This window comes from Leptospira langatensis, from assembly GCF_004770615.1.
In the GTDB taxonomy this organism is placed as follows: Bacteria; Spirochaetota; Leptospiria; order Leptospirales; family Leptospiraceae; genus Leptospira_B; species Leptospira_B langatensis.
Genome location: NZ_RQER01000007.1, coordinates 391339 through 407202, shown reverse-complemented (window position 1 = coordinate 407202; position 15864 = coordinate 391339). Strand labels below are relative to the sequence as shown.

The window sequence follows — 15864 nt, the reverse complement described above, 5'->3', positions numbered from 1 at the left end:
GATCGTTCCTATGTTTTAAGAATTTATAATTTGCTTCTTACTTGGCAGGATCGATCCGCAAGATCTGGCCTGTTCCGAAGTCTGCGATATAAACGGAACCTCTCGCATCCTTTCCGAAGGTAGAGATGAGAATGGGCCATTTGCCTAGGGTATAGACATCTTTCACTTTGCTACCGTCTTTGGGGATCTCAAAGGCCCAGATCCTTCCCGTCACGAAGTCACCAAATACGTATTTTCCCTGCAGATCGGAGATGCGATCGTTTGTGACCACATAACCACCCGTGATGGACATGCCGTCCTCTCTATCGTATTCGTAGATCGGTTCGACTAAATTCTTTTTATCGCAGTTCTCTTTCGGCTCAAAGCAGTGCATCGCTTCCATTTTGTTCCAGCCGTAATTCTTGCCTGTTTCTACAATATCAATTTCTTCGAATAGATCTTGGCCAACATCCGCGATAATCAACCTTCCGGAAGGATCGAAAGAATATCTCCAGGGATTTCGGAAACCGTATGCGAATGTCTCCGGTTGGATGTTCTTATTCCCTAAGAATGGATTGTCTTTTGGAACGGAATATTCTTTGCCAGGATCCTTGGAGTTCACATCGATCCTCAAAACGGAACCTAGAAAGGTAGAAGGATTTTGTCCGTTCCCTTTCGGGTCTCCCATCCAACCTCCGTCTCCCCAGGCGATATAGAGTTTATCGTCTTTTCCAAATGCGAGTTGGCCGGCATTATGATTCCCATAAGGTTGCTTGACTTCCATGAGGATCCTTTCTCCACTCAGCTTTGCCTTTTTAGGATCTTTAGGAAGGTCCATGATCCATTCCGTAACCACGCTTGTATCTTGGCCCGATCTCTTGGTTACGTAATTCAGATATAGTTTCGGGATCTCGGGAAACTGGGGATGAAGGACGACTCCCAAGAGACCTTGCTCCGCGTCCGTTAGAACTCCATTCACTTTTAATAATATACCAGAGCTGCCATCCTTCGGGTCCAACCACTTGAGTGTGCCTGTCTTTTCTGCGACTAAGAAAATGTCCGGACCCGGGATCATAAGGAGATCGGTAGGCTGGGTGAAGCCTGTGCCGATGGTAGTCAGATTGATCGGGATCCTTTTTCTTTTCTCGTCCTTCTGCACATAGGTCGCGCTTAGGCCCGATTCTTTTCCTTCGGCTTGGTATTTGGCGGCATCGCCCACATTTGCAACGAGAAGACGACGGATATCGTCGCAGCCGATCGTGAAAAACGAGATCAGTAAGTAGATTAGAAAGAACGATCTGGAAAGAAGAAGTTTCATGGACCGAATTCTCGTCGGGAAGAAAAGGAGATCCAGCTTTTTACGGGAGAGAAACCTCATCCGAGGTATAGGTTTTCAGTCCAAACAATGAACCAGGCTTTCAAAATTTGATCGAAAAGAAGGTAGGAAAATACGGGATTCTGGAAAAGAAAACCAATTGGAGCGTATCGGGATCGAACCGATGACCTTCTGAATGCAAATCAGATGCTCTCCCAGCTGAGCTAACGCCCCATTGAAGGGTTCGAACGGAATATTTTAAGCGATCCGAGTTTCTGTAGGAGGTCCTACAAAACTCCGTTCTGACGGAGCGCTAAACCTGGGCCTGATAAGACTCGAACTTATGACCCCACGCTTATCAAGCGTGTGCTCTAACCAACTGAGCTACAGGCCCGGTAAAAGACATGATTTTTAACGAAGACCGTCTGGCAAGGGATTTTTAGGCTGGGGGAGAGGATTTGCTTACTTCGTTCCCTTTCCCTTCCCGGTCCAACTCAGGCCTCTGTTCCCGAGAAGGGTCAGCCAGAAATTAGAGCCTCGGATAATGAAATGATACACTCCGAAGGTGACAGCATACACTAAGAACAGATGTAGGAAGAATTTCGTCCATATTGCGAATCCGCTCTCTACCACCAAGAAACCTATTCCAAGAGAGATCGGATGGTGGATCAAATATACCGGTAGACTGGACTCTCTCAGATACTTGGAAAGAGAGTTGGATTCATGAAAGAACATCTGGAATAGTCGGATAAAGAATGAGATCCAGATCCATCCGCCCAGGCATTTTAGAAAAATATGAAGTATTCGGATGCCGATACCTGCGTAACCGAAATAAGACCAATATGGGTCAATCTCGCTGATCTTAAAGAATACGAAGAAGAACGCGACTGCCAAGAGCCCTAAAACGGAAAGATCGATCTTATCCATTTTGCCTTTCAATAGAACGCTTTCTCTTCCTAATAAAAAGGTCCCGGAAACAAAGAAGCTCAGGTCGTAGAAGAATTGCACCGGCTCTATATTAAAATACTTCTCGTCCTTTAGGAAAAAGTAATTAATACAACAGGTCCAGATCGTACTCCAGATACCTACGATCATAAGGAATTCCCATTTGCGCGTAGGATGTTCGTTCGCCTTCTCTCCTCCGTATCTGGAAAGAGGCAGGATCCAGGTCCGGATCCGTAAAAAGATCGGTCGAGTGACTAAGTAGACACCGGTGTAGAGCGCTAAGTAGAGTATGAACCAAAGATGAGAAGGCGCCGGGTTCTTAAGTAAGAATTCCTCCCACAGGAATCGGAAGTAATTCCCAGTATATCCTTCTTGCAACGCGTTTACATAGTATTGCATCGGCGCAAATAGAATGATACCAGGGATGAGAGGAAGAATGATCCTAAGCCCTCTCAATCTCAGGAATTCCGAAAGTGTTTTGGAAAGAAAGGTTCTCTCTGTGAAATATCCGGAAAGCACGAAGAAGAGAGGCATTCGGAAGATATGCACCCATTCTCCGAAGATATCGAACGCAATCGAACGATCTTCGTTTCTCAGGGGATATATAATGATCGCTGCATATACGATCGCAACATGAAAGGCCAAGCCTAATAAAAGCGCGAAAGAGCGTAGATTATCCAGGTAATCTTGTCTTCCCGGTTTTGCCGGTTTTATGTCAGTAGAGGACAAGAATCAATGATCCAATGTGTATTTGAAAAATGTGTCTCGAATGTAAATATGGTGGGGATCGTCCTTTGCTTGCTCTACTAATTTATCTTTTATTAATAGATTGATCGCGGTAGCCAGATCCTGATGCTCTAAGCCCACTCGTAAGATCGCCCATTTTGTAAAGGCGGCCAAGTGCACCTTATACATTCCGTTCTCTTGCTCTCCTCTAGTCTGACTGAATGTGATCAGAGCGGAAGTAACAAGGTTCTTTCTGTCCCCTTTTAAAAGACTCGCAATGGTTTGGTTGGTCTCTCTCAGTCTCGAAGAAAGCATCTTCACCATTTTCAAGGAAAAAGAAGGATTGGTTTGTATGAGGCTATAGAATACGCTTTCGGTAATCGCGAAGAGAAGCACGTCGGTCTTTGCAATGGCTCTCGCACTTCTAGGCTTGCGATCCACCAAGGCCATCTCGCCGAACATGTCCCCTTCTTTTAATTCTATCAAAAGTTTAAAGGCTTCTTTGACCTTTTTATGAATTCCCACCTTACCTGTTAGGATCAGATACATCTGATCGGCGGGTTCGTTTTCATCAAAAATAATGTCGGATTCCTTAAAACGAATACCGTGCTTCTGCACCATATCTTCGGATATCTTCATATTAAAACGGACTCGATCCGAGTCCCCTTATACCTTATCGGCTGATTGTTGGGAGCAGCAATCAATTATTGGGTCTCAAACGGCCCGGATCGGAATTTTACGTTGACTCGAGGCCCTTTCAGAATAGCGTCTTCAATCGTTTTCCCCCAAGGAGGGAATCGTGAACACGAAGAAAATCCTCCTGCTATTTGCAGCATTCCTGATCATTCTACTAATAGGTTTTGTTCTCAAACCTTCTCCGATCCAACCTGCTTTATATCAACCACCGGTCGATGCTGGTTTGATAGGCGCTTTTCAGAAGAATAACACTTTAGAGTCTGCGACCCTGATTGCACAGGGGAAGATCCATGGTCCGGAAGACACCGAACCGGACGATCATGAGAATATTTACTCAGCAAGTGAAGATGGTAAGGTGTATTTTATCTCTAAAGAAGAAGAGATCAAGGCTCATGCGTTTACGGGAGGAAGACCTCTCGGCATGAAACTACTTCCGAACGGAACATTGATCGTTGCGGATGCGATCAAGGGACTTCTTAAGATAGAGAAGGACGGCAAAGTAGAAGTTCTTTCTACAGAATCTGAAGGCCTTCCTTTTAAATTCACGGACGATCTGGATGTAACCAAGGATGGGACCATTTACTTTTCCGATGCGAGCTATAAGTATGGGGCCGGGGAATATTTGTACGACTTAATGGAAGCTGTGCCTCACGGCCGCCTTCTAAAATACGACCCTCGTACTAAGAAAACTACCACTCTCATGAAGGATCTATTCTTCGCGAATGGAGTCGCTCTTTCCGAGAACGAGGACTTTCTAGTAGTAAACGAAACATACAAATATAGAATTCATAGATATTGGTTGAAGGGACCGAAAGCCGGGACAAGCGAGATATGGGTGGAGAATCTGCCTGGGTTCCCGGATAATATTTCCTCGGATGGAAAGGGCCACTTCTATCTAGCGTTATTCACCGTTCGCAACGTAATGGTGGATAAGATACTCCATCCTCGTCCTTGGACAAAATCTCTCGTAGCAAAGCTTCCCAAATTCCTCTGGCCTAAGCCGGAGCCTTACGGTTTTGCAGTCGTCTTGAACGAAGACGGAGTTGTGGAAGCGAGTTTCCAAGAACCGAAAGGCAAACATCTCAAAGAGATCACCTCCGTAAAACGAAAGGGAGATTATATCTATTTGGGAAGTCTTCATAACGATAGGATCGGGAAATTCAAACTTCCCGAAGAATTCCTAGAAAAGAAACAATAAGGAAAATTGAATATACTATGGATTTATCCATTCCAAAGGAAATTGAAGGGATCAGAGAGAAGGCAAGAGCCTTCGTAGAAGAAGTAGCCATTCCCGCAGAGGATCATTACGATTACGACCATGCCAGAATGCCCGAGCCACTCGTACAAAAGCTTCGAGAAGAAGCCAAGAAGAGAGGGCTCTGGACGGCTCACCTTCCTAAATCGGAAGGAGGATTAGGACTAGATCTTGTAGGCACCGCTCTCGTGTTTAGCGAGTTAGGCCGCTCTCCGATCGCTCCCTATCTTTGCAACTGCGACGCTCCCGACGAAGGAAATATGCACCTTCTTCATTTAGCTGCAAACGAAGAGCAAAAGAAGAAGTATTATCATCCATTAGTAGAAGGAAAGATCCGCTCCGGTTTTGCAATGACGGAACCTCCTCCGGGCGCTGGTTCGGATCCTACAACTCTTTCGACTAACGCGGTAAAGGAAGGAGATCATTACATCCTCAACGGTCACAAATGGTACTGCACCGGTGCGAACGGTGCAGCCTTCTTGATCGTAATGGCAAAGGTGAACGACAGTTTCCGAAGGACTTCTATGTTCCTGGTGCCGACGGATGCTCCCGGATACACAATGGTGCAAGAGATAGGAATGCTTGGATCTCATGGACCGGGAGGACATTGCGAGCTTACATTCGAAAATGTGAAAGTTCCAGAATCTCAAGTTCTTGGAAAGATCGGAGAAGGATTTCGTTTGTCCCAAGAAAGATTGGGGCCGGCTCGACTTACCCATTGCATGAGATGGATCGGTCTCGCTAGAAGATCCATGGAGATCGCAAGAGAATACGCGCTCAAACGGGAATTGTTCGGAGGAAAACTTTCCGAGCACCAAGGCATTCAATGGATGTTTGCTGAGTCTGCGTTAGAGATAGAATCGGGATTTCTTCTTACCTTAAAAGCCGCAGAGATATTGAGCAAGGGGGGAGACGCAAGACAGGCGGTTTCCTTAGCGAAATGGCAGGTAAGCGAGACATTGAACAAATGTATCGATAGAGCTATTCAGATCTGCGGTTCTCACGGCTTTAGCCGTTATCTTAAATTAGAATTATTTTATAGAGATGCGAGGGCAGCAAGGATTGCGGACGGTCCTACGGAAACTCACAAAATGGTGATCGGACGGAATCTCATGTCGGGCAAGGAGAGCTTTTGATCGTGAAAGATTCCGAATTGAAAGAAAGACTCGAAACGTATTTAGGAAATAGACTAAAAGGAAAAGTGGAGATCAATCATATGGTCTCTCTTTCCGGAGGTGCCTGTCAGGAGAACTTCTCCGCAGACATCCAGGTAGACGGAGGTCCTGAGCAAGGGATCTATCAAACAGTCTATCGCACGGATAAGGGCGCATCCTTACTCGCTTCCTTGTCCCGTATCAACGAGTTCAAGGTTTGCAGAATGGCATTCGAGGCCGGGGTCAAGACCCCGGAACCATTTTGGTTGGAATCGGATGCCTCCGTCACTGGAAATCCATTCTACTTTATGAAGAGGATCCAAGGCAAGGCTACGGGAAGATTCGTGGTCAAGGATCCAAGCTTGAATAAGGTCAGAAAGCAACTCACCCAAGAACTTGCGGAAAATTTAGCCGCCATCCATTCCGTTACTCCGGCTCAATGCAAGGACGAGGATCTAAAACGAGTATTGGATCTGGGACAATCCTTTCCCGGTAAGACAGTGGCAGAAGGTTCCGTTCATGCTCTACGATTGCAGTTGGATTCTATGGACGGAGCCTATCCTGCTATGGAGCTTATCCTGAATTGGTTGGAGAAGAATGCAAAGCCGAGTGACGCATCCGTTCTGATCCATGGGGACTTTAGAACAGGCAACTTCATGGTGAATTCGGAAGGACTGCAAGGGATCGTGGATTGGGAATTCGCCCATTGGGGAGACAGACACGAAGACCTTACCTGGCTTTGCATGAGGGATTGGAGATTCGGAAAATTGAATAAGGAAGCGGGAGGCTTTGCGGATCGCTCCGAATTTTACGAGGCTTATGAAAAAGCAGCCAAGGTAAAATTGGATCCTAAGAAAGTAACCTATTGGGAAGTGATGGGAAATCTTCGCTGGGCCATAGGTTGTATCGGACAGGCAGAAAGACATCTTTCCGGAAAGGATAAGGGAATCGAGCTCGCATCTATCGGAAGAAGAGCCTGCGAGATGGAATACGAAGCCATGAGACTCATAGAAGAGTCCGTTAAATAAGGGAACTTATATGCAGGATAAACCGAGCGCTACGGAATTATTGGAAGCGATCCAGGATTTTCTAATGAAGGAAGTCCTACCAGAGTTCAAGGAAAAGGACCTCTTGGCGTATAAAACATTAGTAAGTTGGAACATGCTGGGAGTGATCTCAAGAGAGATCCGATCCGGAGAGGAGTTGCTGGACAAGGAATTGGTTCGTGCGGCTTCTCTCTTGAAAAAGAAACAAGACTTCCCTAAGACTTGGAACGAGAAGAAAGCGTTGGCTTCTGCTTGGAACAAGGAGCTTAGGGACATTATCCGAAAGGAAAAAAAATCCTTGGAAGATGCCGATTACTGGAAACATGTAAAAGAATCCGTAATCGAGAAAGTGGAGATCGTAAATCCTCGCTTCACAACGGAATCATAATATACAATGTCCGTAATATATCTGATCCGCCACGGTCAGGCAAACTCCCAGGGAGAGGATTACGATCTACTCACTCCTAGGGGAAAAGAACAGGCTTTTCTCCTAGGTAAATACATGGCTTCCAATGAGGATTTTCCGGACAAGATCATAGTCGGGACCATGAGACGCCACAAGGAAACGGCGGAATCCTTCTTGGAAGGCGCTCGTTCTGTGGACTCGGCAAGGGTACCGGAGATCGATCCGAATTTCTTTCAGCAAGACTCGAATTGGAACGAATTTCATTCCCAATTATGGAAGACCTATGCGGGTTATCTTGCGGGAATTCGTCCGGACTTTGCAAAATCGTTGGCCTTATTCTCTCAGGTCCGATTGAAGGGGGGAATACGCTCCGCCGCCTTATTCTATAAACTGACCGAAGAAATATTAAATTTCTGGAGAGAAGGTTCCTATACTCCTGAAGGGATCGAGACCTATGCTCATTTCGAATCCAGGGTCCAACTTGCTTCTACAAAATACTTTCAGCCTTCTTCAGCGGAGAGGGTCTTTATTTTTACCTCTGGGACCCCCATCTCTCTGACTTTGAACAGAATGTTAAAGCAGGACCAGGACATGCTAACCTGGATGCCTTGGATCTGGAATACTTCTCTCAGTGTATTCCGCTGGGTGAGGGGAGCTTATGTGCCTATTAGCGTGAACTTCCTTCCTCATATCCCTGATAAGAAGAACAGGACCCTTTATTAAACAAGATTAAACATGTTCTGATAAATACCTAAATCCATTACGGTCTCACGTATTGTTCTTATACTTTGGAAAAAAGTGTGGACTTTGATCTTTTAGAATATTAGTATTTAGCCCCGCAAATTCGCATGAATTCCTCGGTTTCCGCTTTAACAATCCGTTCCTCAAAGGATAGAAATTTAGGATTCTTCTTTCTCTATTCCGGGTTCGTATTCGTACTCATACTCTTTGCATTTATTTATTTCACAAATGAAGCCAAATTACTGCGGATCTTCGACAATATACATTGGACTACCTCTATTGGCTTTGCCGCCATCGTTTCTTGGTTCGGATATAGATCTTCAGAAGGAGAAGTTAGGAGATATAGGTTTTGGTTTTTCCTTGGATTACTTTCCTATTTTGTCGGGCAAGTGGTTTGGGACATACAGGTTCTTACCCAATTCTATAGCTTTCCCGCTCCTAGCGATGTATTCTATCCATGGCTCGGACCTTGTTTCGTATTAGGCTTCGCCCGAGTCCTAAAAGATCGAGTTCCTTCGAACAGAATGAAGGTAGCGGTCATGGATGCGATCGGATTAAGTATCGCGGTGCTTGCGGTAACTCTCGTATTATATCTCTCCAAAAAAGAAGATAGGCCTTGGTTGCAATTACTTGCTCTTGCCGTCTATCCGGTCTTCATGCTTTCTGCGGCAAGTGTCGCAGTGCTCATGCAACCATCTCTTAGAATTAAGATCAGTCTCTCTTATCTTTGCTTGGTAGCTGGACTTGCTGGAACTGGGATCAGTTGGTTGCAATGGAATTCCATTTTTCTAATACAGGTCCCCGCAGACGGGACTCTTACGAACGCCGGCTTCTCTGCGAGTATCTTGCTATTAGCATACAGTGCTCTGACCTGGGAGCCCGATCTCTCCGCATTGAGGAAGAATACAGGAACGGAAAGCGGACTCTTGAGAATACTTCCGCTTTTGGAAGTGATCGTTTGTTCGGCTGCTATCGTTCTATCTCTTACTCTTCCGGGTCTTCCGGAGATCATTCGGCTCGTGATCTGGTTTTGTGCAGGAGTAATGGTGGTAATTGCGAGCCTAAGACAGAGTTTACTCGTCTCCGATCTAGCGATTGCGGAAAAGGTGATCCGAAATGCGAACGAAGCCTTGGAGATCACAGTTTCCGAAAGAACGGAAGAGCTTCGATCAGCTAACCAATATTTGGTGGATACCAACGAAAAACTCAGATCCGCGATGAGCGAATTAAAGAAGGCCCAAGAGAATCTAGTCCAATCCGAAAAGATGGCGGTACTCGGAAGGTTGATCGCGGGGATCGCTCATGAATTGAATACTCCTTTGGGAGCGATACGATCCTCGACAGAAGGGATCCGTTCCATTCTAAACGAACCATGGGAGGATTTGATCAAGGAATACGCAGGCTTTACTAAGGAAGAGAAAGAAGTTTGGGCCACTCTTTTTAAGAGAGGAGGGGTTGCTTATACGGATTTCGATTCTAAAGAAGAAAGAAAAAAACGGAAACTCTCCGAATCCGTCCTTGCGGACGCGGGTTTCTTAAACGCTCATATAATGGCGGATATTCTTACCGATATGGGAAATTCTCCGGAGCAAGTGAAGGAAATTCTCCAGAAATTACCGGTAGGAGAAAGAGGCTGGCAGATAGTGAACAACGCATCTGCGTTATCCAGTATATCCCGTTCTAGCCAGTTGATCTTGGATGCCTCCGTCAAGGCTTCCAGAGTGATCCAGGCATTGAAGAGTTATGCCGCAGGAGAAGGGGATTGGAGACCTCAAGTCGAGTCGGTCTCTCCGAAAGAACAAATAGAAAATATCATAACTTTATATTATTCTAAAATAAAGAATAAGGTGTTAGTAGATATTCAGATCCCGGATGAGGCAAGGATACAGGGAGATTCCGAAAGATTGTACTTAGTATGGACGAATCTGATCACGAATGCCTTTCATTCCATGAATTATTCCGGACGGATCTTTATAGATGCAACGCTGCAAGATGACGACTATTGGGAGATTTCCATACAGGATACCGGAAGCGGGATCTCGGACGAGATCAAAGATAGGGTCTTCGATCCGTTCTTCACGACTAAATCCCCCGGAGAAGGGACAGGACTAGGTTTAGATATCTGCAAGAACGTAGTTGAAGAGCATAGGGGAAAGATCCATTTTACCACTACCGACTCCGGGACAACGTTCTATGTTCTTCTACCCGCTTTTCCTGAAGCGAAATCTGTCTAAACTAAGCTACCTTTAATAAGCGAAATATTCGATTGATCTCAAGGAACGCGCAACGGAGAGTTGTGAGAGATTCTTATTCGATTCGCTTTCAGAATAAAAATATGAGCCAGATTGATAACAAAAACGTATATCGAGCTTTGTTTGAGCAATCTCCGATCGGACTCATGATCTTTGATCAGAATGGTACGATTGTAGAGGCGAATGAATCCTCTTTGCATTTTTTAAAGGCAACTAAGGAAAGGATCATAGGCCTTTCCTATCAGGATCTTAAGGACAAGACAGTATCCGAATTGCTGGGGAAGGGATTGAAAGGGGAGGCTTCGGATTACGAGGGCCCTTATCGTACCACGATCAGTAATATCATATTGCAAGTCCGCTTTCGAGTGAATCCTCTAATGGAGAAAGGAAAGTTAGTCGGTATCGCTTTGATTTTCGAGAATCTGACGGAAAGGATGGAGACCGAGGCGAGACTTGCCAACTCTCTTTCCGAGAAATTAGCGGTAGAAGCTGCGCTTAAGGAAAACGAGGTTAAATTCAAAACTCTTTTCCATTCTGCGGGAGAGGCAATCTTTCTCATGGACGATCGGATCTTTCTAGAATGTAATCCGAAGACGGAGGAGATGTTCGGCTGCGATCGTGAGGATATTGTAGGAGCCTCTCCTGTGGATTTTTCTCCGGAATATCAACCTGACGGATCAGCTTCTTCTGAAAAAGCAAAGCAGAAGATCATGGCTGCGTTAGATGGAAGACCTCAGACTTTCGATTGGCTTCATTGCAAAAAGGATCGTTCGACCTTCGATGCGGAAGTAACCTTGACCTCGGTCACCCTGAACGGCCGTAAACTTCTTCAGGCAATTGTGAGAGATATCTCAGAGAGAAAGAAGGCGGAAGAGCAGATCAAGAAACTGAACGAGGATCTCGAACAGAAAGTTGTCTTAAGAACAGAAGAATTAAAGGCGACAAATACCTATCTCGAGAATACGAACCGGAATCTCATCGTGACTTTAGATGAATTGAAATCAACTCAAGCGCAGCTCATTCAATCCGAGAAGATGGCGGTGTTAGGACAATTGATCGCAGGGATCGCTCACGAGGTAAATACTCCCTTGGGTGCGATCATCTCTTCGAATGAAGGGATACAGAGTCTCTTCCGACAAGATTGGGAAAAGCTTCTCTGTGATTTTGCGGAAATGAGCCCGAGTGAAAGAGAATCCTGGAAAATGATCTTTTCCAAAGGAAGTATTTTCCCCGAGTTCTACGATTCAGCAGAAGAGAGAAAGAATCGGAAATTGATCCGAGAAGCCTTGCATCGATTGGGTTATCCTTCCTTGGAATTCGTTTCTGAAAATCTGGCCGAGTTGGGAATTCGACCGGAAGATCTTCCTGAACTTGTGAAAGAGGTCCCTAAGGAAAAATTCTCCACAGTTGTTTCCAATGCGTCTAGTCTTTCCGGGATTATCAGGCATAGCAATGTGATCCGAGAAGCTGCAATCAAGGCTTCCCGAGTGATCCGAGCCCTTAAGACGTATGTCTACCAAGACCAAACTGTTTTGAGCATTATCGATATCCGCGAACAGATGGATACAGTGCTCACACTTTATTATAATAAACTAAAATACGGAGTGGAGATCGTTCGCAAATTCTCGGATCGATCCGTAGTTAGAGGACAAGCGGACCAGTTGACCCAGGTCTGGGCCAATCTGATCAATAACGCGTTCCAGGCAATCGCTTACCAAGGTGTTTTGGAATTGGGATCCTATACGGAGGGGGATTTTATCGTAGTATCCGTTACGGACAATGGCCCTGGCATTCCCGAGGAGATCCAGGACAAGATCTTCGAGCCGTTCTTCACTACAAAGGAAAAGGGAGAAGGCAGCGGCCTAGGCTTGGATATTTGCAGAAAGATCGTAGAGATGCATAATGGAAGAATAGAATTCGATTCTAAGCCAGGGAAAACAACTTTTAGAGTATATCTCCCCTTAGCCGAAACGAGTTTGATCTAACAGGACCAAACAAGAGAAAGGGATCAAAGATCCCTTTCTTATTTCGATGGATAAAACCCGCCGCAGACGAACGGATCTGTAATCAATTTTTCTTAGGAATTTCCGAACCCTTGATGAAGGCGGGTCTGTTCCCTAATTTCTCTTCCCATGCTTTGAGATGGGGGAATTCGTCAATGGTAAGCTCGATAAAACTACGAGCCTTGACCCAGGTCCAGGTTGCGATATCCGCAATGGACAATTCCTTCCCCGCCAAATATTCGGATTCCTGCAAGCGTTTGTCCAGGACGGAATACAATCTTTTTGTCTCGTCGACATAACGTTTTATCGCGTAAGGGATCTTCTCCGGCGCATACTTAATAAAGTGATTTGCTTGTCCTTGCATAGGGCCGACTCCCGCCATTTGGAACATCAACCATTGGATAGCGATGGATCTTTCCTTCGGATCCTTGGATAGGAGTTTCCCCGTTTTTTCGGCAAGATAGATCATGATTGCGCCAGACTCGAAAACCCGAAAATCCCCATTGTCCTTGTCGATGATTGCAGGGATCCTTCCGTTCGGATTGATCTTAAGATACCATTCTGCTTTTTGTTCGGTTTTTCCGAAATCGATAGGGTGGACTGTATAAGGAATTTCTAATTCTTCCAGCATTATGGAAATTTTCTTTCCGTTCGGTGTGCCTGCTGTGTAAAGCTCGATCAATGTAATCTCCTTTGATTATCAGTTAGACGGATTTGGCCTTTTCCCGTTTGAGACGTTTTCTGATTTCCTTTCCTCTTTTCTGATTTTCTTCCAGAACCTTGAGGATGGTATCTACAGGAAAAGCGGTGCCTTGGAACATTCTCGCGAAGACCCGGTCCGGCATATCATACCAACGTGCCTTGGAGCTTAAGAGTAATTCACCCGTTCTTTTTAAATGTACTGTGCCCTTCGTGTACAATCTTCGGCGACGGACCATGGTGACCCAGCAACGCACTTCGAGCTCTTCTCCCAAAGGGCAGGCCTTATAATATCTCATGTACAATTGGTCGGTCATCACAAAATGGCCTAAATGAAAACAGAGAACTCCTTGCGCTTCATCCAAGAGAGTCGCAAGTGCACCCCCATGCGCGTAACCGGGGGCTCCTTCGAAGGCTTTTTCGATCTTCCAATCGAAGCGAACTTCTCCCGTCGGTTCATGAAACGGGAAACTTGCATGCAGTCCTCTGGGATTATCGGGGCCGCAACCGAAACAATTCTTATGATGCCAGTCCTGTCCGTTTTGACTGGCCTTGATCTCTCTATATATTTCTTCGGAAGTCATTTGATCCTACAGCTAGTAACCATGGAAAAACGGGACCTACTCGGAACAAGGAGGAAAAAAGAGAGAGGTCCATACCGAACAGCGTATTTTATTTGGAGATCTTTCTCTCTCAAATCCTTGACCGTTTCTTTGCTTTGGATATTTCTATTCAGGTCTCAAGTAGGGGAAAAATGAAAGCTGCCATATTAGAATCCGGTAAAAGAAGTCTTCAGATCCAAGATATTCCTGTTCCTAAGGTTGGACCGCATGAAGCAAAAGTAAGGATCAAGGCCTGCGGGATCTGCGGCTCCGATGTGCATTTGATCCTGCATGGGACTTTGAAGTGCAAACATTATCCTAAGATCCCGGGCCATGAGGCGTCCGGCGTGATCGAAGAGATCGGTGAGAAGGTGACCCGGTTCAAGAAGGGAGACCGAGTGGTGATCGCTGCAGGAACCAGTTGCGGGAAATGCGCGCATTGTCTGAGCGGAAGAGAGAATCTTTGCAAAGACATCGGTGTCTTCGGTTTCGATAGAGAAGGTAATTTCGCAGAATATAATATAGTTGAGGAGCGTTATTTATATCCTCTGCCGGATGTTATTCCCTTCGAGCAGGGAGCGATCCTTGCGGATGCAGTCTCGACGCCGTACAATGCGATTAAGTTCAGAGGAAATATCCAGGACGGAGATAATGTAGCTGTCTTTGGTTGTGGCGGTCTTGGGATCCACGGAGTAGTGATCGCGAGAGCTCTCACCAAAGGAAAGGTAATCGCGCTCGATGTCGATAAGGGAGCCTTGGACAACGCTATTGCCTACGGAGCGGACGAAGTTGTGAACTTAAGAGAGGTCAAGAATCCAGGAAAGGCCTTGAAAGAGATCTCGAAAGGGATCGATCTACTCGCTGATTTTTCTGGAAGAGTGAGTAATATTGAGGAGTCTCTTAGAGCAATGAATCCCGGAGGAAGAATGGTCATGGTCGGGATCGGAAGAGAGCCTTTGAAATTTGCCATTCCATTCGTAATTATAGAGAAACAAATAACGATCGCCGGATCTTACGGCTCGGATCGAAGGGCCATCCCGGAACTGATCGATCTGTACGTGCAGGGAAAATTGAATCTGTCTCGTTCCATCACAGACGTGAGAAAACTAGAGGATATCAATGAGAGCCTTCACGATCTGGAGGATCGAAAAGGCAATCCGATCCGTTTCGTGATCTCTCCTTGAAAGATCGTAAAGTCTCAGCTTCAAGGAGAATGTTGCATTGACCCTGATCTTAGAATTTAAGGATTATCTGATCCGTTGCAGATCGTTTTTAGCTGTCTGGGTGATGCGGATCTTCATCCTATCTTTGGTATATTCCTATGCGATGAAGAAATTCGAGGAATTCCTAAATCACAACTATCTGTATTCCGTTCCCGGATATGTGAATCTATTAGGAATTCTGCAAGTTCCCTTGTTATTCCTTTCTCTCTATTTCTTTCGGGAAAAATTAGACGATAAGAATCGTGTTGGTGGGAAGGACTTCTTTCTATTTTTACTTAGGATCTTCCTGGTAGCACTTTTACTGGTGCTTATCCTGGGGATTGCCTTCTTAGCCGTAGGAGCAATCCTTCAGACTTCTAAAGAAATGGTCCAAAGTCCGGGAATCCAGATGAAATATGCGCTTCTTGCGGGGACGGTGTTTGCGATCCCCGCAATGATCTTATATTCTTCCATTTCTTTTGCGAGAGTGAAGGTGCTCCCGAGTTGGTCCGACTATCGTTTTGCGGCTCTCAACCAGAATTATAGATTAGGTACCTTGGCATTGATTTTACTCACTGCCTTCGGACATATTTTTCCGGTTGCGTATTGCGGATTTCCGGATATCGAAGATGGGGATTCCTATTATAAATTTGCGATCATTAGTTTGAATTCTCAGTTCTTTTTGCTCTTTATCACAGAACTGATCCATTTGTACTTACTCTTCTCCTTTGTGAAAGAGATCGGCGGAGTAACGCTCCAGGAAGAATAGGCTTTGACGGAAGGGGAACTCGGGCCTTTCTTCCGGAACTTTTGCTTGCTTTGGATCCCAGTTCCAAAATCCTA

General features: G+C 45.5%; 14 protein-coding genes and 2 tRNA genes. 9 read left to right on the top strand and 7 right to left on the bottom strand.

What is annotated here, in order from left to right; all coding sequences use genetic code 11:
• Positions 1 to 37 precede the first annotated feature (37 nt).
• The 5 genes from EHO57_RS13555 to EHO57_RS13535 all read right to left on the bottom strand — a co-directional run bounded on the left by EHO57_RS13555 (position 38) and on the right by EHO57_RS13535 (position 3604).
• Complete coding sequence (locus EHO57_RS13555; protein ID WP_135645540.1) at positions 38 to 1297, bottom strand: PQQ-dependent sugar dehydrogenase; 1260 nt, start codon at positions 1295 to 1297, stop codon at positions 38 to 40.
• Positions 1298 to 1455: 158 nt separating this feature from the next.
• Positions 1456 to 1528 (bottom strand) — tRNA-Ala (locus EHO57_RS13550).
• An 86-nt stretch (positions 1529 to 1614) separates the two neighbouring features.
• A tRNA-Ile gene (locus EHO57_RS13545) sits at positions 1615 to 1688 on the bottom strand.
• A 68-nt stretch (positions 1689 to 1756) separates the two neighbouring features.
• Positions 1757 to 2968, bottom strand: coding sequence for an acyltransferase family protein (locus EHO57_RS13540; RefSeq protein ID WP_210410034.1), 1212 nt, complete (start codon positions 2966 to 2968; stop codon positions 1757 to 1759).
• A gap of 3 nt (positions 2969 to 2971) precedes the next feature.
• Entirely contained in the window at positions 2972 to 3604 is a 633-nt protein-coding gene (locus EHO57_RS13535; protein WP_135645542.1) for a Crp/Fnr family transcriptional regulator, read from the bottom strand.
• Positions 3605 to 3764: 160 nt separating this feature from the next.
• On the opposite strand from EHO57_RS13535, the gene EHO57_RS13530 reads away from it, so the two are divergent.
• From EHO57_RS13530 to EHO57_RS13500, 7 genes are all read left to right on the top strand, one after another.
• The gene (locus tag EHO57_RS13530; protein ID WP_135645544.1) at positions 3765 to 4859 is read left to right on the top strand and encodes an SMP-30/gluconolactonase/LRE family protein; all 1095 of its coding nucleotides are present in this window, start codon (positions 3765 to 3767) and stop codon (positions 4857 to 4859) included.
• A gap of 17 nt (positions 4860 to 4876) precedes the next feature.
• Positions 4877 to 6052: an acyl-CoA dehydrogenase family protein gene (locus tag EHO57_RS13525; RefSeq protein WP_135645546.1), complete on the top strand. Its 1176-nt coding sequence runs from the start codon at positions 4877 to 4879 to the stop codon at positions 6050 to 6052.
• A 2-nt stretch (positions 6053 to 6054) separates the two neighbouring features.
• Positions 6055 to 7098 (top strand): phosphotransferase family protein, encoded by a 1044-nt coding sequence (locus tag EHO57_RS13520; RefSeq protein ID WP_135645548.1) that lies wholly within the window; start codon positions 6055 to 6057, stop codon positions 7096 to 7098.
• Positions 7099 to 7108: 10 nt separating this feature from the next.
• Entirely contained in the window at positions 7109 to 7504 is a 396-nt protein-coding gene (locus EHO57_RS13515; RefSeq protein WP_135645550.1) for a DUF6285 domain-containing protein, read from the top strand.
• A gap of 6 nt (positions 7505 to 7510) precedes the next feature.
• Positions 7511 to 8245, top strand: coding sequence for a histidine phosphatase family protein (locus EHO57_RS13510; protein WP_135645552.1), 735 nt, complete (start codon positions 7511 to 7513; stop codon positions 8243 to 8245).
• Positions 8246 to 8370: 125 nt separating this feature from the next.
• The gene (locus tag EHO57_RS19025; RefSeq protein ID WP_135645554.1) at positions 8371 to 10497 is read left to right on the top strand and encodes a sensor histidine kinase; all 2127 of its coding nucleotides are present in this window, start codon (positions 8371 to 8373) and stop codon (positions 10495 to 10497) included.
• Positions 10498 to 10598: 101 nt separating this feature from the next.
• The gene (locus EHO57_RS13500; RefSeq protein WP_135645556.1) at positions 10599 to 12500 is read left to right on the top strand and encodes a sensor histidine kinase; all 1902 of its coding nucleotides are present in this window, start codon (positions 10599 to 10601) and stop codon (positions 12498 to 12500) included.
• A gap of 82 nt (positions 12501 to 12582) precedes the next feature.
• Here the strand turns inward: EHO57_RS13500 and EHO57_RS13495 are convergent, their stop codons facing one another.
• Positions 12583 to 13200, bottom strand: a complete 618-nt coding sequence (locus EHO57_RS13495) for a glutathione S-transferase family protein (protein ID WP_135645558.1) — start codon at positions 13198 to 13200, stop codon at positions 12583 to 12585.
• A gap of 22 nt (positions 13201 to 13222) precedes the next feature.
• Complete coding sequence (locus EHO57_RS13490; protein WP_135645560.1) at positions 13223 to 13801, bottom strand: PaaI family thioesterase; 579 nt, start codon at positions 13799 to 13801, stop codon at positions 13223 to 13225.
• Positions 13802 to 13971: 170 nt separating this feature from the next.
• On the opposite strand from EHO57_RS13490, the gene EHO57_RS13485 reads away from it, so the two are divergent.
• Both EHO57_RS13485 and EHO57_RS13480 read left to right on the top strand, forming a co-directional pair.
• Positions 13972 to 15003, top strand: a complete 1032-nt coding sequence (locus EHO57_RS13485; RefSeq protein WP_135645562.1) for a zinc-binding dehydrogenase — start codon at positions 13972 to 13974, stop codon at positions 15001 to 15003.
• Positions 15004 to 15040: 37 nt separating this feature from the next.
• The gene (locus EHO57_RS13480; RefSeq protein ID WP_135645564.1) at positions 15041 to 15790 is read left to right on the top strand and encodes a hypothetical protein; all 750 of its coding nucleotides are present in this window, start codon (positions 15041 to 15043) and stop codon (positions 15788 to 15790) included.
• The last annotated feature ends 74 nt before the right edge of the window (positions 15791 to 15864 follow it).